This window comes from Streptomyces sp. CB03234, assembly GCF_001905885.1.
Lineage (GTDB): Bacteria > Actinomycetota > Actinomycetes > Streptomycetales > Streptomycetaceae > Streptomyces.
The window spans coordinates 319,639-345,484 of record NZ_LIYH01000005.1 but is presented as its reverse complement, the minus strand read 5'-3'; the positions used below and the strand labels follow the sequence as shown (position 1 = coordinate 345,484).

25 protein-coding genes are annotated in these 25,846 nt (G+C 71.1%); 14 read left to right on the top strand and 11 right to left on the bottom strand.

Going from position 1 to position 25,846, the window contains the following annotated elements; translation table 11 throughout:
- Window positions 1-97: 97 nt before the first annotated feature.
- From AMK26_RS22930 to pknB, 6 genes are all read left to right on the top strand, one after another.
- Entirely contained in the window at window positions 98-958 is an 861-nt protein-coding gene (locus tag AMK26_RS22930) for an FhaA domain-containing protein (protein ID WP_073756601.1), read from the top strand.
- Window positions 959-968: 10 nt separating this feature from the next.
- Complete coding sequence (locus AMK26_RS22925; RefSeq protein ID WP_073756600.1) at window positions 969-1,481, top strand: FHA domain-containing protein FhaB/FipA; 513 nt, start codon at window positions 969-971, stop codon at window positions 1,479-1,481.
- 138 nt (window positions 1,482-1,619) lie between these two features.
- Complete coding sequence (locus AMK26_RS22920) at window positions 1,620-3,119, top strand: Stp1/IreP family PP2C-type Ser/Thr phosphatase (protein WP_073756599.1); 1,500 nt, start codon at window positions 1,620-1,622, stop codon at window positions 3,117-3,119.
- A 26-nt stretch (window positions 3,120-3,145) separates the two neighbouring features.
- A complete protein-coding gene (locus tag AMK26_RS22915; RefSeq protein ID WP_073756598.1) occupies window positions 3,146-4,576 on the top strand; it encodes an FtsW/RodA/SpoVE family cell cycle protein in 1,431 nt (476 codons plus the stop codon).
- Entirely contained in the window at window positions 4,573-6,039 is a 1,467-nt protein-coding gene (locus AMK26_RS22910) for a peptidoglycan D,D-transpeptidase FtsI family protein (RefSeq protein ID WP_073756597.1), read from the top strand. Before AMK26_RS22915 ends, AMK26_RS22910 begins: the two co-directional genes overlap by 4 nt.
- A 165-nt stretch (window positions 6,040-6,204) precedes the next feature.
- Window positions 6,205-8,241, top strand: a complete 2,037-nt coding sequence (gene pknB, locus AMK26_RS22905; RefSeq protein ID WP_073756596.1) for a Stk1 family PASTA domain-containing Ser/Thr kinase — start codon at window positions 6,205-6,207, stop codon at window positions 8,239-8,241.
- 76 nt (window positions 8,242-8,317) lie between these two features.
- Here pknB and AMK26_RS22900 read toward each other — a convergent pair whose 3' ends face one another.
- The 6 genes from AMK26_RS22900 to AMK26_RS22880 all read right to left on the bottom strand — a co-directional run bounded on the left by AMK26_RS22900 (window position 8,318) and on the right by AMK26_RS22880 (window position 12,464).
- On the bottom strand, window positions 8,318-8,995 hold the full coding sequence (locus AMK26_RS22900; protein ID WP_073756595.1) for a class E sortase: 678 nt from the start codon (window positions 8,993-8,995) through the stop codon (window positions 8,318-8,320).
- 38 nt (window positions 8,996-9,033) lie between these two features.
- Entirely contained in the window at window positions 9,034-10,098 is a 1,065-nt protein-coding gene (locus AMK26_RS22895) for a class E sortase (protein ID WP_443333180.1), read from the bottom strand.
- The gene (locus tag AMK26_RS22890) at window positions 10,095-10,733 is read right to left on the bottom strand and encodes an aminodeoxychorismate/anthranilate synthase component II (RefSeq protein WP_073756593.1); all 639 of its coding nucleotides are present in this window, start codon (window positions 10,731-10,733) and stop codon (window positions 10,095-10,097) included. The genes AMK26_RS22895 and AMK26_RS22890 overlap by 4 nt, the downstream gene beginning before the upstream one ends.
- Complete coding sequence (locus tag AMK26_RS37385) at window positions 10,730-10,891, bottom strand: hypothetical protein (RefSeq protein WP_198944140.1); 162 nt, start codon at window positions 10,889-10,891, stop codon at window positions 10,730-10,732. The genes AMK26_RS22890 and AMK26_RS37385 overlap by 4 nt, the downstream gene beginning before the upstream one ends.
- A 94-nt stretch (window positions 10,892-10,985) precedes the next feature.
- Complete coding sequence (locus tag AMK26_RS22885; protein WP_073756592.1) at window positions 10,986-11,672, bottom strand: class E sortase; 687 nt, start codon at window positions 11,670-11,672, stop codon at window positions 10,986-10,988.
- A 21-nt stretch (window positions 11,673-11,693) separates the two neighbouring features.
- Window positions 11,694-12,464: a DUF881 domain-containing protein gene (locus AMK26_RS22880; RefSeq protein WP_073756591.1), complete on the bottom strand. Its 771-nt coding sequence runs from the start codon at window positions 12,462-12,464 to the stop codon at window positions 11,694-11,696.
- Between the two features lie 161 nt (window positions 12,465-12,625).
- Between AMK26_RS22880 and crgA the strand changes: the two genes are divergently transcribed.
- Window positions 12,626-12,883 carry a cell division protein CrgA gene (gene crgA / locus AMK26_RS22875; RefSeq protein WP_073756590.1) on the top strand — a complete coding sequence of 86 codons (258 nt, stop codon included), beginning with the start codon at window positions 12,626-12,628 and terminating at the stop codon, window positions 12,881-12,883.
- Window positions 12,884-13,125: 242 nt separating this feature from the next.
- On the opposite strand, the gene AMK26_RS22870 is transcribed toward crgA, so the two are convergent.
- On the bottom strand, window positions 13,126-13,989 hold the full coding sequence (locus AMK26_RS22870; protein ID WP_073756589.1) for a rhomboid family intramembrane serine protease: 864 nt from the start codon (window positions 13,987-13,989) through the stop codon (window positions 13,126-13,128).
- 121 nt (window positions 13,990-14,110) lie between these two features.
- Window positions 14,111-14,644, bottom strand: coding sequence for a peptidylprolyl isomerase (locus tag AMK26_RS22865; RefSeq protein ID WP_073756588.1), 534 nt, complete (start codon window positions 14,642-14,644; stop codon window positions 14,111-14,113).
- A 242-nt stretch (window positions 14,645-14,886) separates the two neighbouring features.
- On the opposite strand from AMK26_RS22865, the gene AMK26_RS22860 reads away from it, so the two are divergent.
- Window positions 14,887-15,636: a DUF5324 family protein gene (locus tag AMK26_RS22860; RefSeq protein WP_073756587.1), complete on the top strand. Its 750-nt coding sequence runs from the start codon at window positions 14,887-14,889 to the stop codon at window positions 15,634-15,636.
- Here AMK26_RS22860 and AMK26_RS22855 read toward each other — a convergent pair.
- From AMK26_RS22855 to AMK26_RS37060, 3 genes are all read right to left on the bottom strand, one after another.
- Entirely contained in the window at window positions 15,633-16,067 is a 435-nt protein-coding gene (locus AMK26_RS22855) for a DUF6344 domain-containing protein (RefSeq protein ID WP_073756586.1), read from the bottom strand. The two genes, AMK26_RS22860 and AMK26_RS22855, sit on opposite strands and share 4 nt — an antisense overlap.
- Before the next feature lie 120 nt (window positions 16,068-16,187).
- Window positions 16,188-16,973, bottom strand: coding sequence for a bestrophin-like domain (locus AMK26_RS22850; protein WP_073756585.1), 786 nt, complete (start codon window positions 16,971-16,973; stop codon window positions 16,188-16,190).
- Between the two features lie 67 nt (window positions 16,974-17,040).
- Window positions 17,041-17,247 (bottom strand): hypothetical protein, encoded by a 207-nt coding sequence (locus AMK26_RS37060; protein WP_073756584.1) that lies wholly within the window; start codon window positions 17,245-17,247, stop codon window positions 17,041-17,043.
- Window positions 17,248-18,896: 1,649 nt separating this feature from the next.
- On the opposite strand from AMK26_RS37060, the gene AMK26_RS22835 reads away from it, so the two are divergent.
- From AMK26_RS22835 to AMK26_RS22810, 6 genes are all read left to right on the top strand, one after another.
- Window positions 18,897-19,838: a glycosyltransferase family 2 protein gene (locus AMK26_RS22835; protein ID WP_158071141.1), complete on the top strand. Its 942-nt coding sequence runs from the start codon at window positions 18,897-18,899 to the stop codon at window positions 19,836-19,838.
- Window positions 19,835-21,313, top strand: a complete 1,479-nt coding sequence (locus tag AMK26_RS22830) for an NAD(P)/FAD-dependent oxidoreductase (protein WP_073756581.1) — start codon at window positions 19,835-19,837, stop codon at window positions 21,311-21,313. The genes AMK26_RS22835 and AMK26_RS22830 overlap by 4 nt, the downstream gene beginning before the upstream one ends.
- Window positions 21,306-22,724 carry an aspartate aminotransferase family protein gene (locus AMK26_RS22825; RefSeq protein WP_073756580.1) on the top strand — a complete coding sequence of 473 codons (1,419 nt, stop codon included), beginning with the start codon at window positions 21,306-21,308 and terminating at the stop codon, window positions 22,722-22,724. The genes AMK26_RS22830 and AMK26_RS22825 overlap by 8 nt, the downstream gene beginning before the upstream one ends.
- Window positions 22,721-23,092: a hypothetical protein gene (locus AMK26_RS36745; RefSeq protein ID WP_073756579.1), complete on the top strand. Its 372-nt coding sequence runs from the start codon at window positions 22,721-22,723 to the stop codon at window positions 23,090-23,092. The genes AMK26_RS22825 and AMK26_RS36745 overlap by 4 nt, the downstream gene beginning before the upstream one ends.
- Window positions 23,089-24,591, top strand: a complete 1,503-nt coding sequence (locus AMK26_RS22815; RefSeq protein ID WP_073756578.1) for a GMC family oxidoreductase N-terminal domain-containing protein — start codon at window positions 23,089-23,091, stop codon at window positions 24,589-24,591. Before AMK26_RS36745 ends, AMK26_RS22815 begins: the two co-directional genes overlap by 4 nt.
- Before the next feature lie 128 nt (window positions 24,592-24,719).
- Window positions 24,720-25,838, top strand: a complete 1,119-nt coding sequence (locus tag AMK26_RS22810) for an MFS transporter (RefSeq protein WP_073757061.1) — start codon at window positions 24,720-24,722, stop codon at window positions 25,836-25,838.
- The last annotated feature ends 8 nt before the right edge of the window (window positions 25,839-25,846 follow it).

The following is a 25,846-nucleotide window of genomic DNA, read 5'->3' as shown; positions in this document are numbered from 1 at the left end:
TCGTCCACAGGGCAGAGAAGGGGAACCAGCCGATTTCCCGACGCGTGGATACGATCAGTAAGCAGTACCAGGACGGCAACGACGGAGGAGGTGCCCCATGGGAGTCCTGAAGCGTTTCGAGCAGCGTCTCGAAGGTCTGGTCAACGGCACCTTCGCCAAGGTTTTCAAGTCCGAGGTCCAGCCCGTCGAGATCGCAGGTGCCCTCCAGCGCGAGTGCGACAACAACGCCTCGATCTGGAACCGCGACCGTACGGTCGTCCCCAACGACTTCATCGTGGAGCTGAGCGCGCCGGACTACGAGCGCCTCAGCCCCTACTCGGGCCAGCTCGGCGACGAGCTGTCCGGCCTGGTCCGCGACTACGCCAAGCAGCAGCGGTACACCTTCATGGGCCCGATCAAGGTCCACCTGGAGAAGGCGGACGACCTCGACACGGGCCTGTACCGGGTGCGCAGCCGGACGCTCGCGTCGAGTACGTCACAGTCGCAGGCACCGTCCGCTCCCGCCGGACACGCCGGTCACGCCGGCCCCGCCGCGCCGCCGGCCGGTGGCCGCCCCGGTGGCTATGGCTACCCTCCCGCCGCCGCTCCTCCGATGCCGGCGGCCCCGCCGCCCGGTATGAACCGTCCGCCCGTGGCAGGCCGCCCGCCGGGCGCCGCGGGCCCCATGCCCGGCGCCCAGGTGCGCCGCTGGATCGAGATCAATGGCACCCGCCACCAGATCTCCCGCCCGACGCTGGTGCTGGGCCGCAGCACCGAAGCCGACGTGCGGATCGACGACCCCGGCGTATCGCGCCGCCACTGCGAGATCCGGACCGGAACGCCCTCGACGATCCAGGATCTCGGGTCCACCAACGGCATCGTGGTGGACGGGCAGCACACCACCCGCGCTACGCTCCGCGACGGCTCGCGGATCGTCGTGGGCAGTACCACCATCGTTTACCGGCAAGCCGAAGGGTGAAGCGGGGGCAATGTCAGAGCTGACCCTCACGGTCATGCGGTTGGGTTTCCTCGCCGTACTGTGGCTGTTCGTCATCGTGGCCGTTCAGGTCATTCGCAGCGACCTGTTCGGGACGCGTGTCACGCAGCGCGGTTCGCGCCGCGACAGCGCGCGGCCCCAGCAGGCCGCCCGCCAGCAGGCCGCGGCACCGCCGCAGCAGCGCCAGCAGTCCGGCCGTCAGCGCCGCGGGGCCCCGACCAAACTGGTCGTCTCCGAGGGCACCCTCACGGGCACCACGGTCGCCCTCCAGGGCCAGACGATCACCCTGGGACGCGCGCACGACTCCACGATCGTCCTGGACGACGACTACGCGTCCAGCAGGCATGCCAGGATCTACCCGGACCGTGACGGCCAGTGGATCGTCGAGGATCTCGGGTCCACCAACGGCACGTATCTCGACCGGACCCGACTCACCACCCCGACACCGATTCCGCTGGGCGCGCCGATCCGCATCGGCAAGACCGTCATCGAGCTGCGGAAGTAGTACGACAATGAGCGAGCGGAGCGAGCGAGCCGCAGCGGTGCCCTCAGGTGACCGGCACAGGCTCCCGACCGGAGGGTGGGCAGTGTGGCTCGAGACCGGCTGTACCCGGAGGCGTCGGAGTCGACAGGGCAGGTGCGCATGAGTCTGTCACTGCGTTTCGCCGCCGGATCGCACAAGGGCATGATCCGCGAGGGCAACGAGGACTCCGGGTACGCCGGTCCCCGCCTGCTCGCGATCGCCGACGGCATGGGCGGCCAGGCCGCCGGTGAGGTCGCCTCGTCCGAGGTGATCTCCACGCTCGTCACGCTCGACGACGACGTACCCGGCTCCGACATCCTCACCTCGCTCGGTACGGCGGTGCAGCGCGCCAACGACCAGCTGCGGCTGATGGTCGAGGAGGACCCGCAGCTGGAGGGCATGGGGACCACCCTGACCGCCCTGCTGTGGACGGGCCAGCGCCTCGGCCTGGTCCACGTCGGCGACTCCCGGGCGTACCTCCTCCGTGACGGCGTACTGACGCAGATCACCCAGGACCACACATGGGTGCAGCGCCTGGTCGACGAGGGCCGCATCACCGAGGAGGAGGCCACCACCCACCCGCAGCGCTCGCTGCTGATGCGCGCGCTGGGCAGTGGCGACCACGTCGAGCCGGACCTCTCCATCCGTGAGGTACGGGCCGGCGACCGGTACCTGATCTGCTCCGACGGCCTGTCCGGCGTCGTCTCCCACCAGACGATGGAGGAGACGCTCGCCAGCTACCAGGGCCCCCAGGAGACCGTCCAGGACCTGATCCAGCTCGCGCTGCGCGGCGGCGGGCCGGACAACATCACCGTGATCGTCGCCGACGTCCTCGACGTCGACGGCGGCGACACCCTGGCCGGGCAGCTCAGCGACACCCCCGTCATCGTGGGCGCGGTCGCCGAGAACCAGCAGCAGCTGAACGACGGTGGCGCCATGGAGACCCCCGCGGGCCGCGCCGCCGGCCTCGGCCGCCAGGCACCGCAGCCGCCCGGTGGCGGCTTCGGCCCGCCCGGCAGCGGCGACGGCCTCGGGTACGGTGGCATGCCGCCGGAGGGCAGCTTCGGCGCGTACAGCGATGAGGACTTCGACAAGCCGCGCAGCGGCCGCAAGTGGCTGAAGAGATCGTTCTTCCTCCTGCTCGTCCTGGCCGTGGTCGGCGGCGCGACGTACGGCGGCTACCGCTGGACCCAGACGCAGTACTACGTCGGTACCAAGGACGAGCACGTCGCGCTCTACCGTGGCATCAGCCAGGACCTGGCGTGGGTCTCGCTCTCGGAGGTCGAGAAGGACCACCCGGAGATCGAACTGAAGTACCTCCCCGACTACCAGCGCAAGCAGGTCGAGGAGACCATCGCCGGCGGCAGCCTCGCCAAGGCGCAGGACAAGATCGAGGAACTCGCCGCCCAGGCGTCCGCCTGCAAGAAGCAGGAGCAGCGCCAGGCGGCGGCCGACCGGGTACCCGCCGCACCTCCCGGTGAGGGCCAGGCCGGCGGCACGACCGGCCTCCCGACCGAGCCCACGCCCAAGCCCACCACCAGCACCGCAGCCACTCCGACTCCGGGCCCCACCCTCTCGGAGGAGGAGCAGAAGCTGGCCTCGAACTGCGGCAAGAGTTAAGCACCCGTAGGGGGCCTTTCACCACCATGAGCGTTGTCACCAACACGACCACCATCGGCGCGATCGACTTGCCGAGCCGCCGCAACACCGAGCTGGCGCTGCTCGGCTTCGCCGTCGCGATCCCGGTGTTCGCCTACCTGAACGTGGGCCTCGCGCTCGACGGCAAGGTCCCGGCGGGCATGCTCGGCTACGGCATCGGGCTGGGCCTGCTGGCCGGCATCGCCCATCTGCTGGTGCGGAGGTTCGCCAAGTACGCCGACCCCATCCTGCTGCCGCTGGCGACCCTGCTCAACGGGCTCGGGCTGGTACTGATCTGGCGGCTGGACCAGTCGCCGCGCATCATCGCCCGGTACGACACCTTCACGCCGGACGCGCCCAAGCAGCTGATGTACTCGGCCATCGGCGTCGCGCTGTTCCTGCTGGTGCTGATGTTCCTGAAGGACCACCGCGTCCTCCAGCGCTACACGTACATCTCCATGGTGGCGGCGGTCATCCTGCTGCTGCTCCCGCTGGTGCCGGGCCTCGGCTCGGACGTCTTCGGTGCCAAGATCTGGATCAAGGTCGGGCCGTTCTCCATCCAGCCCGGCGAGTTCGCGAAGATCGTCATCGCGGTCTTCTTCTCCGGCTACCTGATGGTGAAGCGGGACGCGCTCGCGCTGGCCAGCCGCCGCTTCATGGGCCTCTACCTGCCCCGTGGCCGTGACCTCGGCCCGATCCTGACGATCTGGGCCGTCAGCCTGCTCATCCTGGTCTTCGAGAACGACCTCGGTACGTCGCTGCTGTTCTTCGGCATGTTCGTGATCATGCTGTACGTGGCGACCGAGCGGACCAGCTGGATCATCATGGGTCTGCTGATGGCCGTGGGCGGCGCGGTCGTCGTCGGCTCGACCGCCACCCACGTCAAGTCCCGGGTGGCCGCCTGGCTCGACCCCTTCGGGTGCGTCAAGACGGCCCCCGAGGGCTCCAACATGGCCGCCGCCTGCGACCAGATGACCCAGGTGCTGATGTCCTTCGGCTCCGGCGGCACTCTCGGCACCGGGCTCGGCCAGGGCAACTCGGACCTGATCGGCTTCGCGGCCAACTCCGACTTCATCTTCGCCACCGTCGGCGAGGAGCTGGGCCTGGCCGGTGTCATGGCGTTCCTGCTGCTGTACGGCCTGATCGTCGAGCGGGGCATCCGTACCGCGCTCGCCGCCCGTGACCCGTTCGGCAAACTGCTGGCGACCGGTCTGTCCGGTGCCTTCGCCCTCCAGATCTTCGTCGTCGCCGGCGGTGTGATGGGCCTCATCCCGCTGACCGGTATGACCATGCCGTTCCTCGCGTACGGCGGTTCGTCCGTGATCGCCAACTGGGCGCTGATCGCCATCCTGCTCCGGATCAGCGACACCGCCCGCCGTCCCGCGCCGGCACCCGCCCCGTCCCCCGACGCCGAGATGACCCAGGTGGTCCGACCGTGAACAAGCCCCTGCGCCATATCGCGATCTTCTGCGGCCTGCTGGTGCTCGCCCTGCTGATCCGGGACAACTGGATCCAGTACGTCCGCGCCGGGGAGCTCAGCTCTCACGAGAAGAACCGGCGCGTCACGATCGAGCGGTACGCCAACGTCCGCGGCAACATCATCGTCGACGGCAAGCCGATCACCGGCACCGTCGACTCGAAGGACCCGTTCTACAAGTACAAGCGCACCTACGTCGACGGCCCCATGTGGGCGCCCGTCACGGGCTACGCCTCGCAGGCGTTCGACGCCAACCAGCTCGAGAAGCTCCACGACGGCATCCTCACCGGCAACGACGACCGGCTCTTCTTCGACCGCACCCTGTCGATGTTCACCGGCGACAAGAAGAAGGGCGGTGACGTCGTCACCACCCTCAATGGCGCCGCCCAGAAGGCCGCCTTCGAGGGGCTCGGCGACAAGAAGGGCGCCGTCGCCGCCATCGAGCCGTCGACCGGCAAGATCCTCGCGCTCGCCTCGACGCCCTCGTACGACCCGTCGTCCTTCGCCGGCTACCACGACAAGGACGCCAAGGCGTGGCAGGCGCTGGAGAAGGACAAGGACAAGCCGAAGCTGAACCGCGCGCTGCGCGAGATCTACCCGCCCGGCTCCACCTTCAAGGTGCTGACGGCCGCCGCGGCGCTGGAGAACGGCAAGGTCACCGACATCGACGCGGCGACCGATACGCCCGAGCCGTACATCCTGCCCGACACCCGTATCGCGATGAAGAACCACGCCCGGGGCTGTGAGAACGCCACGCTGAGGTACGCGATGGAGGTGTCCTGCAACTCGGTCTTCGCCAAGCTCGGTCATGAGGTCGGCCGCGACAAGATGGTCGAGATGGCGGAGAAGTTCGGCTTCAACAACGCGGAGATCGACACCCCGGTCCGCGCCGCGAAGTCGATCTACGACCGGAACATGGACCGCCCGCAGAACGCGCTGTCCTCCATCGGCCAGTTCAACACCAACACCACTCCGCTCCAGATGGCCATGGTCGCCGCGGCGATCGCCAACGACGGCAAGCTGATGAAGCCGTACATGGTGGACGAGCTGCGCTCGCCGGACCTCGACGTGCTGGAGAAGCACGAGCCGGAGGAGATGAGCCGGCCGATGTCGCCGAAGACCGCCCAGCTCGTCCAGGAGATGATGGAGAGCGTTGTCGAGAGCCGGAACGGCACCGGCGGCCGGGCGAAGATCGACGGGGTGAAGGTCGGTGGCAAGACCGGTACCGCCCAGCACGGCGAGCTGAACAAGGCCCGCCCGTACGCCTGGTTCATCTCGTACGCCAAGACCGACGACGGGGCCCCGGTCGCCGTCGCCGTGGTGGTCGAGGACTCCAACGCCACCCGTGACGACATCAGCGGTGGCGGCCTCGCCGGGCCGATCGCCCGCGATGTGATGAAGGCGGTACTCGACAGCAAGAAGTGACGCGGGAAGCCGCGGCCGCGCCTGAGCACCGGTGTGTACCGGTCCCGTATCAGGTAGTGGTCGCGGTTCGATCGACTTCCCGTGGCCGGTAGCGTATGCGCGAACAGCACACCGCCGGACCACACACGGGTGCGGTCGGGACTGACGGAGAGGGCTGGAACAGTTATGGAAGAGCCGCGTCGCCTCGGCGGCCGGTACGAGCTGGGCTCGGTGCTCGGCCGTGGTGGCATGGCGGAGGTCTACCTCGCCCACGACACCCGGCTCGGCCGCACCGTCGCCGTGAAGACGCTGCGGGCCGACCTCGCCCGTGACCCGTCCTTCCAGGCCCGGTTCCGCCGTGAGGCCCAGTCGGCCGCCTCGCTCAACCACCCGGCGATCGTCGCGGTCTACGACACCGGCGAGGACTACGTCGACAACATCTCCATCCCGTACATCGTGATGGAGTACGTCGACGGCTCCACCCTGCGTGAGCTGCTGCACTCGGGGCGCAAGCTGCTGCCCGAGCGCACGCTGGAGATGACGGTCGGCATCCTCCAGGCGCTGGAGTACTCGCACCGGGCCGGCATCGTCCACCGCGACATCAAGCCGGCGAACGTCATGCTGACCCGCACCGGCCAGGTCAAGGTCATGGACTTCGGCATCGCCCGCGCCATGGGCGACGCCGGGATGACCATGACGCAGACCGCGGCCGTGATCGGCACCGCCCAGTACCTCTCCCCGGAGCAGGCCAAGGGCGAGCAGGTCGACGCCCGGTCCGACCTGTACTCCACCGGCTGCCTGCTGTACGAGCTGCTGACCGTCCGCCCGCCGTTCGTGGGCGACTCCCCAGTCGCGGTGGCGTACCAGCACGTACGCGAGGAGCCGCAGCCGCCCAGCAACTTCGACCCCGAGATCACGCCCGAGATGGACGCCATCGTCCTGAAGGCGCTGGTCAAGGACCCGGACTACCGCTACCAGTCGGCGGACGAGATGCGCGCCGACATCGAGGCGTGCCTCGACGGCCAGCCGGTCGCCGCGACGGCGGCGATGGGAGCGGCCGGGTACGGGGGCTACGGCGGCCCCGACGACCAGCCGACCACGGCGATGCGTCCGGCCGATCCGGCCGGGCAGACGTCGATGCTGCCGCCCATGAACCCGGACGACGGCGGTTACGGCTATGACGACCGGCCGGACCGCCGCCGCCAGAAGAAGTCGAACATCTCGACGATCCTGCTGATCCTGGCGGGCATCCTGGTCCTGGTCGGTGCCATCCTGATCGGCAAGTCCGTCTTCGGCGACCAGGGCGGCTCCGACTCGGTGGACGTACCGAATGTGGTCGGCAAGCCGTTCCCGGAGGCCGAGCGGACGGTGGAGGACGCCGGGCTGAAGATCGCCCGGTCCGGCTCCGACGCCTGCGACCGGCCGAAGGGCACGATCTGCAGCCAGTCGCCCGAATCCGGGACGTTGCAGGAGGGCGGGACCGTCTCGGTCGTCGTCTCCGAGGGTGCCGCGAAGATCGAGGTGCCCAATGTGATGGAGCAGTCCGAGAACACCGCGCGGCAGTCCCTGGAGGACAAGGGCTTCGAGGTCAAGGTCGAGTACAAGGAGTCCGACAAGGACCCGGGCGAGGTCATCGAGCAGGACCCGTCGGGCGGCACCCAGGCCGAGAAGGGCACCGAGGTCACCATCACGGTGTCCAAGCAGGCCGAGCGGACCGTGCCGCCGGTCACCGGTCAGCAGTTCGACGCGGCCAAGTCCCAGCTGGAGACGCTCGGCTTCACGGTCAAGCGGGAGGACGTCGACTCGGACCAGCCCGCGGGCACCGTCACCGAGCAGAGCCCCGGCGGGAACTCCAAGGCGCCCAAGGGCAGCGAGGTGACCCTGAAGGTCTCCAAGGGCCCGCAGCAGCCCCAGCAGGTCCCGGTGCCCGAGGTGCGGCTGCAGAACCTGGGCCAGGCCAAGCAGACGCTGGGGGCCAGCGGCTTCACCAACATCCAGGTCGCCCAGGGCTGCCCGGCGGACGACAACGCCATCGTGGCCGACAGCGACCCGAAGCCCGGTACGCAGGCGGACCCGGCGTCCACCACCGTCACGCTGACCACCGTGGGCTGCCAGGGCGGCGGCAACGGGAACAACGGCGGTAACGGGAACAACGGGGACACCGACGAGGACGGCGGCTTCTTCGGCGGCCCGTCGGGGATCACCTTCCGCGAGCAGGGCTGACGCCGCTCACGTACGACGAAGCCCCGGCGCCCTGAGGAGGGCGCCGGGGCTTCGTCGTGTCGCCGCCGGACAGGGCCTAGCGCAGCTCCGCCGGGCGCGTACGGGCGCTGTCGACCTTCTCGGTGCGCTCCAGCTCGCCCCACACGATGTAGCGGTACGTCGAGCTGTACATCGGCGTGCAGGTGGTGAGGGTGATGTAGCGGCCCGGCTTGGTCTTGCCCGACTCCTTGGGGACCGGCTGGAGGACGTCCACGTTGTACTTCGACGTCTCCGGCAGCGTCTTGTAGACCTTGTAGACGTACCAGGTGTCCTTGGACTCGAAGACGATCGAGTCGCCGGTCTTGAGCTTGTGGATGTTGTGGAACTTCGCGCCGTGTCCGTCGCGGTGCGCGGCCAGCGTGAAGTTGCCCTGCTTGTCGGTGGGGAGGGCGGACTTGACCGGGGCGGTGTAGTAGCCGGCGACGCCGTTGTTGAGGGTCTCCGGGTCGGTGCCCTTCTTGACCAGCACCTCGCCGTTCTTCATCGCCGGCACGTGGAGGAATCCGATGCCGTCCTTGGTGTCGAGGGCGCCCGGGCCCGACGCGGCCCAGTGGTGGCGGACCTCGTCGCCCTGCTTGTCGGCCTCGCGGTCGGCCAGGACGTTGGTCCACCACAGTGAGTAGACGACGAAGAGGCCCATGAGCACCCCAGCGGTGATCAACAGCTCGCCGAACACACTGATGACGCCGGCGATCCGGTTGCGCGCACGTGCCACTACATCTGTCCCGTCTGAAGGTCGAAAGCCAGGCCGCCCTAGCCTACGAGCGCGTCCGGTTTCCCCTTGCTGCGCGGGCGTTCGTCGACCATCTTGCCCCACACGATCATCCGGTACGTACTGGTGAACTCGGGCGTGCAGGTGGTGAGCGTGATGTACCGGCCCGGTCCGGTGAAACCGGAGCCCTCCGGGACGGGCTGGATCACCGAGACGTTCGAGGGCGGGGTCTGCGGCAGGATGCTCGCCATCTCGTAGGTGTAGTACGCGTCCTGGGTCTCCACGACGATCGGGTCGCCCGGCGTGAGCCTGTTGATGTAGCGGAACGGCTCGCCGTGGGTGTTGCGGTGGCCGGCGACCGCGAAGTTGCCCTGCTTGTCGGAGGGCATGGCCGTCTTGAGCTGGCCCTCGGCGTAATGGCCGACCATGCCCCGGTCGAGGACCTTCTCCTTGTTGATCCCCTCGGCGATGGGTACGACGACGTCCAGCTTGGGGATGTACATGATCGCGAAGCCCTGGCCGGGCTCGAAGGCGTCCGGCTTGCGGCCCTCGGCCCAGGCGTCCTCGATGCCCTTCTTCGCCTTGTCGACCTCCAGGCCGGCGCGGATGTTCGTCCACCACAGCTGGTAGGTGACGAACAGGAGCATGACGACGCCGAAGGTGATGAACACCTCACCGACGACCCGGCTGGCGACGACCCCGACGCTGTCCTTGCGGGCGCGGGCGGCGCGCCGGGCCTCCACGCGGGTGAGCGGCCTGCCGGGGGCGGCGGGAGCCGGCGGTGTGGGGGACGCGCCCTTGCGGCGGCGGCCGCGCCCCTTGGCGGCCTTGCGGCGCTCGGCGCGGCCTCCGGTCGGCCGCCGGGTGGCCGGGTCGGCCACTATTCGCCGGGTGTCCTCCGTGCGGAGGGCCATCGTCTCGTCGTCCGGTACGGGGGCGGTGGGCTCGGGTGCCCAGGCCTCGGCATAGGGCGCGGGTGCGGGCTCGGGATCGGGCACGGGTGCCGGCGTGGGTGCGGGCGCCGGATCCGGAGGCTCCGATTCCGGCAGGTTCGCCGCCCGGAACCACGGCGAACCGTGCTCGTGCTCCGGGCGCACGGGGGTCACGCGACGGCCTTGCCCACCACCGGCGCGAGCCCTGCCGACCGGCCGACCGCGCCGGTGTCGCCGCACTGCTCCAGCCAGTTGGCGAGCATCAGGTGCCCGTGCTCGGTGAGCACCGACTCGGGGTGGAACTGCACGCCCTCGACGGCGTACTCACGGTGCCGCAGCCCCATGATGATGCCGTCCTCGGTCCGCGCGGTGACCTCCAGCACGTCCGGCAGGTCGGCGGGCTCGGCGGCCAGCGAGTGGTACCGGGTCGCGGTGAACGGCGACGGCAGCCCGGCGAAGACACCTCGCCCCTCGTGCACGACCGGGGAGGTCTTGCCGTGCAGCAGCTCGGGCGCGCGGTCGACGACACCGCCGTACGCCACCGCCATCGACTGCATGCCCAGGCACACGCCGAAGACGGGGATGCCGGTGCCGGCGCAGTGGCGCACCATGTCGACGCAGACGCCGGCCTCCTCGGGCGTGCCGGGCCCGGGCGAGAGCAGCACGCCGTCGAAGCCGTCCTGTGCGTGGCTCAGCTCGACCTGGTCGTTGCGCCGGACCTCGCACTCGGCACCGAGCTGATACAGGTACTGGACCAGGTTGAAGACGAAGCTGTCGTAGTTGTCGACGACGAGAATGCGCGCGCTCACTGACCGTCCACCGTCACATCGTTGAACGGAAGCAGAGGCTCCGCCCAGGGGAACACGTACTGGAAGAGCACATAGACCACCGCGAGGAGCAGTACGAGCGAAATCAGCGCCCGCACCCACGCGTTGCCCGGCAGATGCCGCCAGATCCAGCCGTACATGAGGCCTGCTGGTCCTTCCCTCGATACTCGTCGACTGCTCGTCGAATGCCCTTCGATACCGCACCAGAGTACGGGGCGATGCCCGTGGGGTGGGTCACCTGTGGAAAGCCGGGGGCTTGCCCTGCGTCACAGGCCGGGTGGCCTCCAGCCGCGCCCAGGCGATCAGCCGGTGGCTGCTGCCCCACTCCGGGTCACAGGTGGTGAGGGTCAGGTAGCGCCCGGGGCCGCCGAACCCCGACTTCGCCGGGACCGGGTCGACGACACCGGTGTCGGCGGGGACGGTCCGGTACGGCTTCCTCGCGACGCGGTACGTGAACCAGGTCGTCCCGTCGTTGAGGATCACCGCGTCGCCGGGGCGCAGCTCGGGGAAGTCCTTGAAGGGGTCGCCGTACGTACGGCGGTGGCCGGCCACCGAGAAGTTCCCCGTCGCGCCGAGCCGGGCGGTGGCGGCGTAGTGCCCGAGGCCCTTCTTGAGGGTGGCGGCCTCGGTGCCTTCCAGGACGGGCCAGTCCCAGTCCGCCCCGAAGCGGGGGATGTACATGACGGCGAACGGTTCGCCGTCCTCGTACGGCGGAGGCGGGGGCGGGGGCGCGGGCGCCGTTTCCGGTGCCGGGGGCGGTACCGGTGCCCGGGCCCACCGCTCCTCCAGCGCGCCGATCTCGCCGACCGTGGCGCCCTCGGCCTCCACGCCGGTCCAGTGGACGACGTACACCACGAACAGCACGATGACGGTGCCGGCGGTGAGGCACAGTTCGCTGAGGCTCCTGACGATCAGCCGCACAGGCCCCTCCCGGAACCAGAGCTAGTCGGTCACAGGCTTCGCGTAGTGGAGATCCACTGTGCCCGAGTAGCCGGGGAGAGTCACCGTCTCGTGCTCGTCGACTTTCCAGCCGAGCCCGTACGCCTTCACATACAGCAGGTAGTTCTGGATGGCGGTGGAGTCGTCGAGAGCGCGCTGGAGCTTCCCGCTGTCACCGACGGCGGTGATCCGGTACGGCGGGGAGTAGACGCGGCCCTGGAGGATCAGGGTGTTGCCGACACAGCGCACCGCGCTGGTGGAGATCAGCCGCTGGTCCATCACGCGGATGCCCTTGGCGCCGCCCTTCCACAGGGCGTTGACGACGGCCTGGAGGTCCTGCTGGTGGATGACCAGGTCGTTGGCCTGCGGCTCGGGGTAGCCGGGGGCGGCCTGGGCGCCGGGCGGGGCGTCGTTGAGCGTGACGGTGAGGCCCTGGCCGCCGACCTCGGTGGTGCCCGCGGCCTTCTCCAGGGCCCCGAGCTTGGCGTCCTCGGCCTTGGTGGAGCCGTCGTCGCGGCGGGCGAGGGTGTCGACCTGGTCCCGTACCGTCGCGGTGGTCTCGTCGAGTTCGGCGTTCTTGTGGCTGCGCTCGCGGATGAGGTCGGAGAGCTTCAGCAGCGAGGCGTCCGTACGGATGTTGGTGCCCTTGGCGGTGTTGAAGCTGGTGACGAAGATCAGACCGGCGAGGGCGAAGACGGCAGCGGTGAGCAGCCGGACCGGCCGCCAGTTCCTGCGCCCGGCCTGCTCTTCGGGAGAGTCGGCGGAATTGCTCAACGTACCCTTATCTCCTTCAGCGCCGCGGAAGCACTACGCTAACGGACGCCCGGGTGAGGCAGTGGTCCCCCTCGTCTCCACCCCGGCGACCAGCCACAAGGCCAGCACAACACCCACAGTTCCCTGCGCGGTCACGCAGCGCATCGACAGGAGAGTCCCTCGTGCCGAAGTCACGTATCCGCAAGAAGGCCGACTTCACGCCCCCGCCGTCCGCGAAGCAGGCGACCAACATCAAGCTGACCAGCCGCAGCTGGGTGGCTCCGGTGATGCTGGCGCTGTTCGCCATCGGCCTCGCCTGGATCGTGGTCTTCTACGTCACCGACGGCTCCCTGCCCGTCGAGTCGCTCGGGAACCTGAACATCGTGGTCGGCTTCGGCTTCATCGCGGCCGGCTTCGGCGTCTCCACTCAGTGGAAGTAGCTGTCAAGCCTTGCCCTGAGTTATCCACAGCGTTGTGCACAGCGGGTGGAAAAGGTCAGACGATCTGTGGATAACTTGCATCGGGTTGACGCCGATGTGACTGCGGACGCTTGTTCCCACAGGTCGACGTGCCCCTCATCCGGGTTGGAAAACACCAGGTCAGAGGCGAGGGGCACAGATGTTCCCCTCATGGCGCGCACGATCGGGCACACGCTGTGGACAACGGTGGGGACAATCGGCGCTCAGCTGAGCGCGGCCGTCCTCAGAACCACGGTCACCAGGGTCAATCCGAGGACCAGCGCACAGGCCGCGCCCTGCAGCACGGCGCGTCGCTCACGCGCGCCGTTGACCATGGCGTAGGCGATGATCACACCGGCGATCAGCCCGCCGATGTGCGCCTGCCAGGCGATCCGGTCCCATGTGAAGGTGATCACCAGGTTGAACACGACCAGCGCCATAATGGGCCGCAGGTCGCGGTTGAGCCGGCGTACGAGGACGACGGTGGCGCCCAGCAGTCCGTAGACGGCGCCCGAGGCACCCAGCGAGCCCTGGTTCTGCGCCGCGATCAGATAGGTGAAGGCGCTGCCGGACAGCCCGGACAGCAGATAGAGCGCCGCGAACCTGGCCCGCCCTAGCTCCTCCTCCAAGGCACCGCCGAGCAGCCACAGCAGCAGCATGTTGCCGGCGATGTGCCAGATCTCCGCGTGCAGGAACATCGAGCTCACCAGCCGGTACCACTCGCCGTCCGCGACCCCGACCACCCGGCCGAGATCGGGGTCGAAGGCGAACCCGATGAGCACCATCTCGTCGATGAGGGCCGGATTCAGGCTGCCGAGGAGGAAGACCAGCAGGTTGACGCCGATGAGGACCTGGGTGACCAGGTGCGGCCGGCCGGCCGTGATCCTGCCGCCGGCGATGGTGCGCGGGTGGTTGGCGGTGCGCGAGTGGCCGGTGCCGGACCCGCCGCGTACACACTCCGGGCACTGGAAACCGACCGACGCGTTCACCATGCACCGGGAACAGATGGCCCGCTCGCAGCGCGTACAGCGGACCCCCGTCTCCTCGCCGGGATGGCGGTAGCAGCTCGGCAGCTTCGCCTGCTCCATGGGATCCCCTCGTAGGCCTCACGGCCCCTGCGTACGACGAACAACGCCTCGTCCATCCTTACGGATGGACGAGGCGAAAAGGTTCCCTCGGGAACAGCCCCTGCCGGACAGACCCGCGTGATCAGGCCTGGCGGGACTCGATCTGGACCGACTCGATGACCACGTCCTTGACCGGGCGGTCGGTGCGCGGGTTGGTCTGGGTGCTCGCGATCTCGTCGACGACCTTCTTGCCGGCCTCGGTGGAGACCTCGCCGAAGATCGTGTGCTTGCCGGTCAGCCACGTGGTGGGGGCCACGGTGATGAAGAACTGCGAGCCGTTGGTGCCCGGGCCGGCGTTGGCCATGGCCAGCAGGTACGGCTTGTTGAAGGAGAGCTCCGGGTGGAACTCGTCACCGAACTCGTAGCCCGGGCCGCCGGTGCCGTTGCCCAGCGGGTCGCCACCCTGGATCATGAAGCCGCTGATGACGCGGTGGAAGACCGTGCCGTCGTAGAGGCGGTCGGTGGACTTCTTCCCGGTCTCCGGGTTCGTCCACTCGCGCTCGCCCTTGGCGAGCTCGACGAAGTTCCTGACCGTCTTCGGCGCGTGGTCCGGGAAGAGCCGGATCTCGATGTCGCCGTGATTGGTCTTCAGGGTGGCGTAAAGCTGCTCGGCCACGATGTGCCTTCCGTAAGTCTGCTCTGACGTCTGCCGATCCTCGCACGGAAGGGCCATCCACGAAGAAAGGTGGACCCGGCGTCGCCGAAACGCCGCGCGACAGGGCGAACCGTGGGACCGTCGGGTTGCACCGCATTGCCCCGGATGCCCCCGTACCGCATGCCGATCATGAGGTGGGCAGGCATGATTTCAAAAAGGACGGAAAGGCGAATACCGACCCCGCCACCGAGGAGGAGGATCCCGTGACCCGCAAGGACAGCGTGCGCGCCGCGACCAGTTCGGCAAAGGACAGCGTGCGGCACGCCGCGGAAGTGGTGGCGCCCTACGCCGGAACGGCAAAGGACACAGCCGCGCACTACGCGCAGCATTACGCGCACGAGGCACGTGTCAGGGTCGCGCCGAAGGTCTCCAAGGCCGCGCAGCAGGCCCGTACGCAGGCACGAGTTCAGTACGGCACGCGGGTCGCGCCGCATGTGCCGCCGAGGGTCGACGAGGCCGCGCATCGCGCCGCGGTCCGGACCCGTAAGGCCGCACGGCAGGCGGCGGACTACACCATGCCGCGGGTGGAGCAGGCGGTCGCCGCCGCTCAGCCCGTACGGGAGCAGGCCATGGCCCGCTCTGCCGCCGCCATGGCCGCGATGCGCGGTCAGGTGACGGCGAAGGACATTCAGAAGATCGTCAGGAAGCACGAGCGTCGGGCCAGGGCGGGACGCCTCGCCAAGGGGCTCGCGGTCTTCGGCATTCTGGCCGGCGGCGCGGTCGCCGCCTGGAAGTGGTGGGACAAGCAGGCCAACCCGGACTGGCTGGTCGAGCCCCCGGCTCCCACCGAGGTCTCCGAGCGCACCCCGCTGACCTCCGTCGACGGTACGGGCCCGGCTTCACTCGACCCCGAGGTGGAGGCCAAGCAGGCGGAGGCCGAAGCAGACGCCGACGCCGAAGCGGGCAACACGGGCAACGCCGGTAACGCGGGCACTGACGACGAGCGCCGCTAGGCGGCGAGCGCGAGGTCGGAGCGGTCGAAGCGGTCGAAGCGCTCGGCCTCTTCGGCCTGGTGGGCCTGGTCGGTCACGTCCGTGGCATCGGCCAGGCCCGGCTGCGTCCGAGCGGGTACCACAACGGCGGGCAGATGGCGTACGGAAGGCGAGGTGCCGTGCGCCTCTGCCCTGATGCGCTGCTTGATGGTGGGCGGCAGGGACAGGTCGCGTGTCCAGTCACCCACCGCGGGTCCGGAGCAGCGGGGCGCGGGAGCCGGGGCGGCGGCAGTGGCCGTGGCAGTGGCCGTGGCCGGTGCCTGGTCGGCGTACACCGGAATGGCGGCGCTCGGCGTGCGCTTCAGGCCGAGGGCGGTCAGGATCGCGGACAGGAGAGAGAAGAAGGCGGTCCAGAAGTGCGTGACCTCGTGCGTGCGCTTGACGGCAGCCATGACCCCTCGCTTTCGGGTTGGGCGATCTACATACCTTTCTCATGATGTGTACGCATCTCGGGATCCCGGGGAGCGACGCCGCCGCTGCGCAGATCTTCCGATGAACACCACCCGTCCGGCTCAGGCGGCGGACGCGGACGCGGTTGTGGCCGCGGGGAAGTAGCGCGTGAACGGGTCCGGGCTGACGCCCATCACGTCCCCGAAAGGCGTCGAGAGGTAGTGGATGAGGAGCCCGAGGAAGACGGTGAGCACCACCATGCCCATCGCCATCATCAGCTGGCCCGGACTGCGCCCGATGCCGAAGAAGAACAGCATGCCGACGGACAGGAGCGCGCCCACGAAGATCCCGGCCCACAGCACCGGTGACAGCGTCTCCTGGGAGACGGCCTCGCGGCCGCGGCGGGCGTCGTCGAGCGCGCTGAGCTGCCCGAGCAGTTCCAGGGCGGTCACCTCCTGGGACGGGGTCGCGTCGGCCGGGGCGGCGGACACCGCGCGCAGTTGCCGCACCAGGCCCCAGCCGGGCTCGGCCAGTTGTCCGGCCTCCTTCATCTGCGGCCATTCGCCTTGGACCACATGTACGGCGTAGCGCTCGGCCACCGACTCGATCCGCTCCTTCTGGGCCGGGGGCAGGCCCTCGGCGAGGACCGTCATCTGGTGCAGGGCGCCCGCCTCGGTGGAGGTGTGGGACTCGGCGTCGCCCCGCAGCTCCCAGACGGAGACCAGGGCGAGGCCGAGGAGCAGCGCGTACAGCAGGGCGATCATCATCGACATGTACTCGGCGACTTCCCCGCCGCCCTCTTCCTCGTCCGCCTCGGCGGGATGGAAGTGACGCCAGGCGACGACCGCCGCGGCGGCGACCAGCGCGGCGAGCAGCCCGAAGGCCAGCGTCCCGATCACATGCTCCATGGCCGTTCCTCCTCTGTCGTCACGGGTCTCGTCATGGGTCTCGTCGTGGGTCTCGTCACGCCGGTCCTCACAGACGGCGGCTTGCCAGGGCGACCAGAGCCGCCGCGGGCAGGAAGAGCAGCAGCAGGAACACCACCGGGCTGACCGACTCGTCCCGCCGGTACGCCCCGTCCGCCCGCGCGGTCAGGCCCCGCCGGCCGGGGGTGTCGGCGGGCCGGGAGCGGTCGCTCTGGCGGCCGGGCGGTCTGGGGCCGACGCCCGGGGGGATGCCCACGCCGGCGCCAGTGCCTGGGCCGGTGCCGGTGCCGGTGCCGGTGCCTGTCCCTGCTCCTGTCCCTGTGCCGGTGCCGGTGCCAGGGGCGAGACCGGGGGGCGCGAGGCCGCCGCCGGCGGTCGCGGCCGCTCCCGCTGGGCCGGCCGCGGCTCCGGGGGCCGCGGCTCCGGCGAGGGCTCCCGCACCCGCGCCCGCGCCCCCGCCCGCAGCCGCAGCGGCAGCCGCAGCGGCAGCGGCCGTGCCGGGGGCGCCGGGCGCACCGAGGGCGCCAGGCGCGGCCAGGAGCCCTGCGGCGGCACCAGCGGCAGCGGCTCCGGGGGCGGCACCGGCAGCAGTGCCGGCAGCGGCACCCGCCCCGGCGGCACCCGCAGCACCTGCGCCCCCACCAGCACCGGCACCACCGGCGCCCCCAGCACCTCCGCCACCCGCCCCACCGGCACCACCGCCACCGACCCCACCACCGCCACCCGCCCCACCCGGCGGCACGAGCCCGCCTCCGCCCGGCGGAGGCACCGCACGCGGCGGCGGAGGGGGCGGCGCCGGGCGCGGGCGCACCACGAACGGGGCCGACGCCCGCGCCACCAGCACCGGCGGCGGAACGAGCCGCCCGCACGTCGGGCCCAGGGTGAACAGCCGGTCGCTCCCCCGCACTTCGGGCGCGCTGCGATACGTACCGGGCCGAAGGCCGCTTAATCGCGCGACGCACACCACGACGGCGCCCGGCCCGAGAGCCTGTGGCGGTCCCGGGCGCCCGCCGCAGTCGACGGGGGGCCGCCCCAGGGCCGGGTCGACGAGCCGTGCGCCGTGGACGGTGCGGTTGCCCGGGTTGGTGATGGTGTACCGGACGACCGCGCGGGGCGCCACGGTGTCGTGGACGCTGACGGCCAGCGCGAGGGCGCCCGTCACGCCCTGGTAACCGGCCCGGACGGAGGCGGTGGGGCGCATGCCGAGCGACGGGACCTCCCCCCGGGCGCGCACGGTGGCGGTGTGCCGTCCCGGTGCGGCGCTGAAGCGTGCCGTACAGGTGACGGTGCTCATCCCCCGCATCCAGAAGCCCTGGCCGCGCGGGCAGCGCAGCGCGTGCGGCGGTACGGAGGGGTCGGTGAGGGTGACGCGGTGGAGGTCGGCGCCCGAGCGGTTGGCCAGCCGGTACCGCTTGATCACGGGGTGGCCGACCCGGATGCCGACCCGTTCCGCCTGCCGCGGGGACTTCTTGTTGACGGTGACCGACAGGACGAGTGCCCCGCGCCCCACTCCGTCGGCGGCGGCCTGCGGGGGCCGCGAGGCCGGCGGCCAGCCGCTCGCATGGGCCACCAGGAGGAGTGCTCCGGCGGAGAGGAGAAGCGTTCGGGTACGGGTGGTGCGCCTGACCGCCATCCAGGGGGCCCCTTCCGGTCCTCGGGTGTGCCCGGACTGCGGCCAGCGTCCGTCAGCGGCAGGGGGCGGGAAAGCCGGGGGCCCGGCAATTGCGCTGTCCGTGCGCGAGTGCACCGTGATGGCGGACCAGGACAAAGATCTTGACGGGGATTAAGTTACCGGTAACATCAGCAGCGTTCGAACCGCGTACCACCAGTCCATCCCCTCTGTGCTCCATGAGCGAAAGGCGTGCTGTGCCGCGGGAGAGACGTGTATTCGACAGCAGGCGACCGGTGCTCAGCGTCGTGGTCCCTTGCTACAACGAGGCCGAGGTCCTGACCCACACCCACGCCCGGCTCACCAGGGTCCTCGCCGGACTCACCGGCTTCACCTGTGAACAGATCTACGTGGACGACGGAAGCACCGACGGCACGTGGGACGTGCTCAACTCCGTCGCCGAGGAACACCGTTCGGTCCGCGCCCTGCGGCTGAGCCGGAATTTCGGCCACCAGTCGGCCTGCCTCGCCGGGCTGCGCGAGTCCACGGGCGACGCCGTCGTCGTCATCGACGCGGACCTCCAGGACCCGCCGGAGCTGATACCGGACATGGCGGCACTGTGGCGGGACGGCTGGTCGGTCGTCTCCGCGCGCCGCCGCAGCCGTGCGGGCGAGACGCTGTTCAAGAAGGCCAGCGCCTATGCCTTCTACCGGCTTCTGAACGCCCTGTCCGACCACCCGCTCGCGCTCGACACCGGCGACTTCCGGCTGCTGGACCGCGAACTGGTCGCCCTCATCACCGCCGTGCCCGACAAGAACCTCTATCTGCGCGGCGCCGTCAGCTGGTTCGGCTTCCCCGAGACCAGCGTGACGTACGACAGGGAACCGCGGCACGCGGGCGAGTCCAAGTACACCGTCCGCAAGATGCTGGCGCTGTCCCGGCGCGGCCTGCTGGCCGGGTCGGTGGCGCCGCTGCGGCTGTCGACGTACCTCGGTACGGCCGTACTGGCCGGCGGGCTGGCCGCCGCGGCGGTCCGGCGCGACCCGAGGCTGCTGGCCCGCCCCGGAGCCTTCGGCGCCCACGCCCTCGCGCTCGGCGTGCTCGGCGAGTACCTCCACGCGGTGTACCGCCAGGTGCAGGGCCGGCCCGACTACGTCGTGGCCAAACGGCTCGCCGACCCCGAACCCCCCGGGCCGGGACCTCGGCCCCTTCCCGAGAAGGAGCGTGTCACCCTGTGAGCACGGACGCAGCACAGGCCGCGGGCAGCACCACCGTGCCCGTGGACGCCGTCATCGTCGGAGCCGGTTTCACCGGACTCGCGGCGGCGCTCGAACTGGCCTCGCAGGGCCGCAGCGTACGCGTCATCGAGCGCGAGGACCTCGTGGGCGGGCTCGCCGCGAGCTTCGACGTCAGCGGCCGGCGCCTCGAACGGTTCTACCACCACTGGTTCTCGTCGGACGCCGAGATGATCCGGCTGTGCGAGAGCCTCGGGATCTCCCACCTGCTCGAAGCGCACGAGACCCGGACGGGCCTCTACTACGCCAACTCCGTCTACCGCCTCTCCGCCCCCCTCGACGTCCTGCGCTTCGCGCCGCTCCCGCTGCGCGACCGGATCCGCCTGGGGCTGCTGGCACTGCGCGCCCGGCGCGTGAAGCACTGGCGCGAGCTGGAGTCCCGGACGGCCGAGGAGTGGCTCGTGGCGCTCGGCGGACGGCGGGTGTACGAGGTGGTCTGGCGGCCGCTGCTGGAGGGCAAGTTCGGCTCGTACGCGGACCAGGTGGGCGCCACGTGGATGTGGACCAAGCTGCATCTGCGGGGCGGCAGCCGCACCAGGTCCGGCAAGGAGACCCTGTACTACATCAAGGGCGGCTGCGAGGCCCTGCTCGACGCGCTGCGGAACCGCCTGGAGTCCCTGGGCGTCGACATCCGCACCGGAACGCCCGTCGAGGCCGTGCACACCGACGGCGCCGGGGTGAGCGGTGTGACGGCGGGCGGGGAGTTCCACCCGGCCCGGCAGGTGCTGATCACCACCGCTCCCCGCCTCGCGGCCGGGCTGCTGGACCACGAGGGGGCGGACCACCCGGCCGTACCGGAGCTGCTGCGGCGCTGGTCGGCCGTCGACTACCTGGGCAATGTCTGCCTGGTGCTGGAGAACAACCGCCGGCTCTCCGACACGTACTGGCTCAACGTCAACGACCCCGACTTCCCCTACGTCGGCGTCATCGAGCACACCAACCTCGACCGCCCCGAGCGCTACGCCGGCAAGCACGTCGTCTACCTCTCGAAGTACCTGCCGACGGACGCGGAGCTGTACCGGATGTCGGACGACGAGGTCTTCGCGTACAGCCTGCCGTACATCCGGCGCATGTTCCCCGGCTTCGACCACACGTGGGTGGAGCGGTACCACGTCTGGCGCGCCGAGTACGCCCAGCCCGTGATCACGCCGCACTACACGCGGGTGATGCCGCCGGTCGAGTCCGGTGTGCGGGGGCTGTACCTCTCCGGGATGGCGCAGGTGTTCCCCGAGGACCGGGGGACGAACTACGCCGTACGCGACGGCCGCCGGGCCGGACGCCTCATCGCCGACCGTCTCGCCTCCGCGTCCGGTTCCGCGTCCGCGTCCGCGTCCGGCTCCGGCTACGGCTCCGGCTCCGGCTCCGGCTCAGCGGTCGCCTCTGTCTCCTCTTCTGCCCACGGGAGCCACGATGCCTGACCTCCTGACCCTCGACCAGGCGGAGGCGCTGACCACCGAGCAGGTCCACGACCTGTACCGGCGGTTCGTCAGCCGCAGCCAGGTCTCGCTCATCGGCTCGTTCGGCTTCGGCCGCGACCAGGTCGACCATGCCCAAGGGGCGTGGATCCACCTGCGCGACGGCCGCCGCGTCCTGGACTTCACCGGCGGGGTCGGCGTGCTCAGCCACGGGCACAACCATCCGCGGATCCTCAAGGCGCGGCGCCGCTTCCAGGAGGCGCGCCGCATGGAGGTGCACAAGAACTACCTCTCGCCCTACGTGGCGGCGCTCAGCCACAACCTGGCGTCCCTGCTGCCCGGGGACCTGAACATCAGCTACTTCCCCAACTCCGGCGCGGAGGCGGTGGAAGGAGCGGTGAAGCTGGCCTACAAGTACCACCGGGGCCGCCGTGGCACCGTCCTGCACACCGACATCGCCTTTCACGGCAAGCTCCTGGGGGCCGGCAGCCTCACCGCCTCCCCGGAGATCCACTTCCCCTACCCGCGGATCCCCGGCACGGACACCTTCGCCTACGACGACCTCGGTTCCTTCCTGCTCGCCCTGGACCGGCACACCAACGGCCCGGGCGAGAGTGACGTGTACGCCGTCGTCCTCGAACCCTTCAGCGCCTCCAGCCTGCGCGAGTGCTCGCCGGAGTTCCTGCGCGAGGTCCGCCGTATCTGCACCGAGCGCGACATCGTGCTGATCTTCGACGAGGTGTACACCGGCTGGGGCAAGACCGGCGCCCTCTTCCACTTCATGCACCACCCGGGGCTCGTGCCCGACATCGTCACGACGTCCAAGTCCTTCGGCGGCGGCAAGGCGTCGATCTCCGGCTACATCACGCGGGAGCCCGTCTTCCGCGCCGCGTACGACAACCTGTCCGACGCCACGCTGCACAGCACGACGTACTACGGATTCGGCGAGGAGACCGCGACCGCGCTGGAGGCCGTGGCCGTCGCCGTCGAGGAGGACTTCCCCGGCCGCGCCCGCGACCTGGGCGAGCGCCTCACCCGGGGACTCGCCGGGGTCGCCGCCCGCCATCCCCGCCTGGTCCGGGAGGTGAAGGGGCGCGGCGCCCTGCACGGCGTGTTCCTCACGCCCGGCCCCGACGTGCCCGCCAGGCTGCGGGCCCTGCTGCCCACCTCGGTGGCCAGGGACCCGCAGGCCGTGCCGAAGCTGCTGACCGGCGCCGTGGTCGCCGCCCTCTACCGCGAGCACGGCATCCTCACCTTCTTCGGCTCCAACCGCGCCATCGCCCTGATCGTCTCGCCGCCGCTGGTGACCCGCACCGACGAGGTGGACCTGTTCGTCTCCGCCCTCGACGAGGTGCTCGACCAGGGCGCGACGCGGCTCGTGGCCGGTCTGGTACGGGAGAAGGTGGCCGGATGAGGGGCACCGAGCGCGTGCTGTACGCATCGGGCCTGCCGGCCTGCTGGGCCGCCGCGTACGACGCGCTGCGCCCCGCCGATGCCCTGACGCGGGCGGTCCGGCACACCGCCGGGAGCCTGGACCGGATGCCGACGGGCTACCGGTGGGCGACCGTCGCCGCGCTGCGCCTGTTCCCGGCGGCCTTCTACGCCCTGACCCGCCGGTGGCCCCGGTCGGCCTCCCCCGAGGAGATCCGCCGCGCCCTGGCCCGGCTCCGGGCCCTGCCCGGCTTCGGCGAGCTGCTGCGCGCGACCACGGCCCTGGCGCTCTACGGCGCCCTGGACGGCGTAACCTCCCGGGCCGTACGCCCCAAGGAGGGCGCCCTGTGAGCCCGCTGACCGCACCGCGCGCCCGCTCCGCCCGTTCCGGTCGCCCCGCCGACGTCGAGTGCGACGCCCTGGTCGTCGGCTCCGGAGCCGGCGGCGCCGTCGCCGCGCTCGAACTGGCCCGCGCCGGGCGGTCCGTCACCGTCCTGGAGGAGGGCCCCCGGGTCGGCACCCGGGAGCTGGCGGCGGCCAGTCCGGCGGAGTCGATGCGCCGCCTGTACCGCAACGGCGGGGCCACCGCCGTCTTCGGCACCCCCACCATCGCCTACGGCGAGGCCCACGCCGTGGGCGGCACGACCGTGGTCAACGGGGGCCTGCTGTGGGAGCCATCGGCGGCCGTCCTGGACTGCTGGGCGGCCTGGTCCGGGTACGGAAGCTACCGCGCGCCCGTCATAGGGCCCCGCTTCGCCGAGGTGCGGCGGCGCCTCGGCATGATCGTGCAGGAGCACGGGGACGGCAACGAGGACTCCCGGCTCCTGGCGCTGGCCGCGGAGTCCCTCGGCTGGCGCTGGCAGCACCCGCAGCGCGTGGTGCGCGGCTGCGAGCACCGCAACCAGTGCGCCACCGGCTGCCCGAGCGGCGCCAAGCAGAGCATGGCCGTGACGTACCTGCCGGAGGCCGAGGCGCTGGGCGCGCGCGTCAGCCCCGGCGTACGCGTGGAGCGGATCACCCACCGGCACGGGGTGGTGCGCGGCGTGGAGGCGACCGGTCCGGACGGCCGCCGCGTCCGCTACCGCCCGCGCACCCTGTTCGTCGCCGCGGGCCCCATCGGGACCCCCGTGCTGCTGCGCCGCAGCGGCATCCACGCGCGCACGGCCGGACGGCGGATCGCGCTGCACCTGAACCTGCGGACCGTCGCCCGCTTCCCACGGGTCGTCGACGCGGTGCGCGGCACCATGTTCACCGCCCAGGTCCAGGAGCACTCCGCGCTCGGGATGCTGGTCATGCCGTCCAACCTGACACCCGGCGGCCTGGGCGCCGCGCTCGCGGGCCGTGCCCCGGACCTCGTCGACGACCTGCTCGCGGCCCGCTCCCAGCTGGGCATGTTCACCACCCAGGTACGGATGCAGGGGTACGCCCGCATCGCCGGGACCGTGGCCGGCACCCCGCTGCTGCGGCACGGCATGACACGGGCCGACCACCACGCGCTGCGGCTGGCGTTCCGCCGGACCGCCCGGCTGCTGTTCGCGGCGGGCGCCGTGGAGCTGCTGCCGCCCACGAGCGCCGCCGGGCCGCTGCGTACGGAGGCGGACGTCGAGGCGTACTGCGCCCGGGTGCGCCCCGGCGACTGGGAGCTGGTGTCCGTGCACGCCATGGCCGGCTGCCCCATGGCGCTGCCCGGGCGCGGCGGGGTGTGCGACGAGCTGGGCCGGCCGTACGGCTTCGGCAACCTGCACCTGTGCGACGCCAGTGTGCTGCCCGGCGCCCCTGGCATCAGCCCGCAGGGAACGATCATGTCCTTCGCCCACGAGATCGTGGCCCGTCATCTGGAGTCCGCGTGACCGAGCCCCCCACCGCCCGGCCCGCCGGCCCTGCTCCGGCCACGCGGCACGCCCCCGACGCTCCGGCCACGCGGACCACCGGCGGAAAAGCAGCCGCGCCGCATGCTCCCGTCTTCAGCCCGGCCGCCGTGGTCGCGTCCTGCGTGGGCTTCGTCCTGATCGGCGCGCTCCAGGCGTTGTACGGGCCCGCCATCCCCGCCTTCCGCGAGGAGTTCGGCCTCAGTCCCTCGGCCGCCGGGCTCGGGCTGAGCGCCCACTTCATCGGCGGGGTCGCCGGTGTACTGCTCTTCGACCGCCTCTACGGGAAGACCGGCAACAGGCAGCTCCTGGGCGGCTCGTACCTGCTGATGGCGGTCGGCGCGGCGGGCTTCGCGCTGGCGCCGAACTGGCCCGTCGGGCTGGCCACCGCCCTGCTGGCCGGGCTGGGCTTCGGCGGCATCGACTACGGCCTCAACCAGCTGTTCGCCGTCGGCTTCGGCCGCCGCTCGACCGCCATGCTGAACGTCCTCAACGCGCACTTCGGCGTGGGAGCGATCCTGGGCCCGGCGGTGATCGGCGCGGTCGGCTCCGCGCACTACCCGGCCGTCTTCCTGGTCTTCGCGCTGGCCAACCTGCCGCTGCTGCTGTGCCTGCGCGGCGTACGCGACCGGGCCCCGCAGCCGGCCGGCACCGAGGGGGCGCCCGGCGGCCGGGTCCTGGGCCGCAGCCTGGGCTCGGTGCTCGCCGTGTTCGTCGCGCTGTACGTCCTGCACGTCGGCGTCGAGGCCGGCGTCGGCGGCTGGGAGCCCACCCATCTGGAGACGGTCGGCTACAGCGCGGGCGTCGCCGCCACCGCCACCTCCGTGTACTGGCTGATGATGACCGCCGGCCGCTTCCTGGTCGCGCCGATCGCGCTGCGCTTCTCGGCGCAGGCCATCATCACGGTCTCGTGCGCGGGCATGACGGTCTGCCTGCTGCTGGCCTCGGTACCGGGCCTCGCCCCGTACGCGTACGCCGGTGTCGGGCTGTTCATCGCGCCGATCTTCCCCACCGGGCTGCCCTGGCTGAACCGGGCGGCCCCGAGGGCCCGGCGGGCCGGCGCGGTGGTGATCGCCGCGTCCATGGTCGGCGGGGTCGCCGCGGGACCCGCGCTCGGCAAGGCCATCGAGTGGTCCGGGATCCGCGCGGTGCCGCTCCTGCTGTGCGGCGTCTCGGCGCTGTGCCTGGCGGCCACGCTCTGGCTGATCCGCAGCACCCGGCCCCGCTGACCCCACGG

Bases quoted from the DNA above. Each gene is read 5' to 3' on its own strand.
- AMK26_RS22930 (WP_073756601.1), top strand. From the start codon at position 98: ATGGGAGTCCTGAAGCGTTTCGAGCAGCGTCTCGAAGGTCTGGTCAAC.
- AMK26_RS22925 (WP_073756600.1), top strand. From the start codon at position 969: ATGTCAGAGCTGACCCTCACGGTCATGCGGTTGGGTTTCCTCGCCGTA.
- AMK26_RS22920 (WP_073756599.1), top strand. From the start codon at position 1,620: ATGAGTCTGTCACTGCGTTTCGCCGCCGGATCGCACAAGGGCATGATC.
- AMK26_RS22915 (WP_073756598.1), top strand. From the start codon at position 3,146: ATGAGCGTTGTCACCAACACGACCACCATCGGCGCGATCGACTTGCCG.
- pknB (WP_073756596.1), top strand. From the start codon at position 6,205: ATGGAAGAGCCGCGTCGCCTCGGCGGCCGGTACGAGCTGGGCTCGGTG.
- AMK26_RS37385 (WP_198944140.1), bottom strand. From the start codon at position 10,891: ATGTACGGCTGGATCTGGCGGCATCTGCCGGGCAACGCGTGGGTGCGG.
- AMK26_RS22870 (WP_073756589.1), bottom strand. From the start codon at position 13,989: ATGGAGCAGGCGAAGCTGCCGAGCTGCTACCGCCATCCCGGCGAGGAG.
- AMK26_RS22855 (WP_073756586.1), bottom strand. From the start codon at position 16,067: ATGGCTGCCGTCAAGCGCACGCACGAGGTCACGCACTTCTGGACCGCC.
- AMK26_RS22850 (WP_073756585.1), bottom strand. From the start codon at position 16,973: ATGGAGCATGTGATCGGGACGCTGGCCTTCGGGCTGCTCGCCGCGCTG.
- AMK26_RS22825 (WP_073756580.1), top strand. From the start codon at position 21,306: ATGCCTGACCTCCTGACCCTCGACCAGGCGGAGGCGCTGACCACCGAG.
- AMK26_RS36745 (WP_073756579.1), top strand. From the start codon at position 22,721: ATGAGGGGCACCGAGCGCGTGCTGTACGCATCGGGCCTGCCGGCCTGC.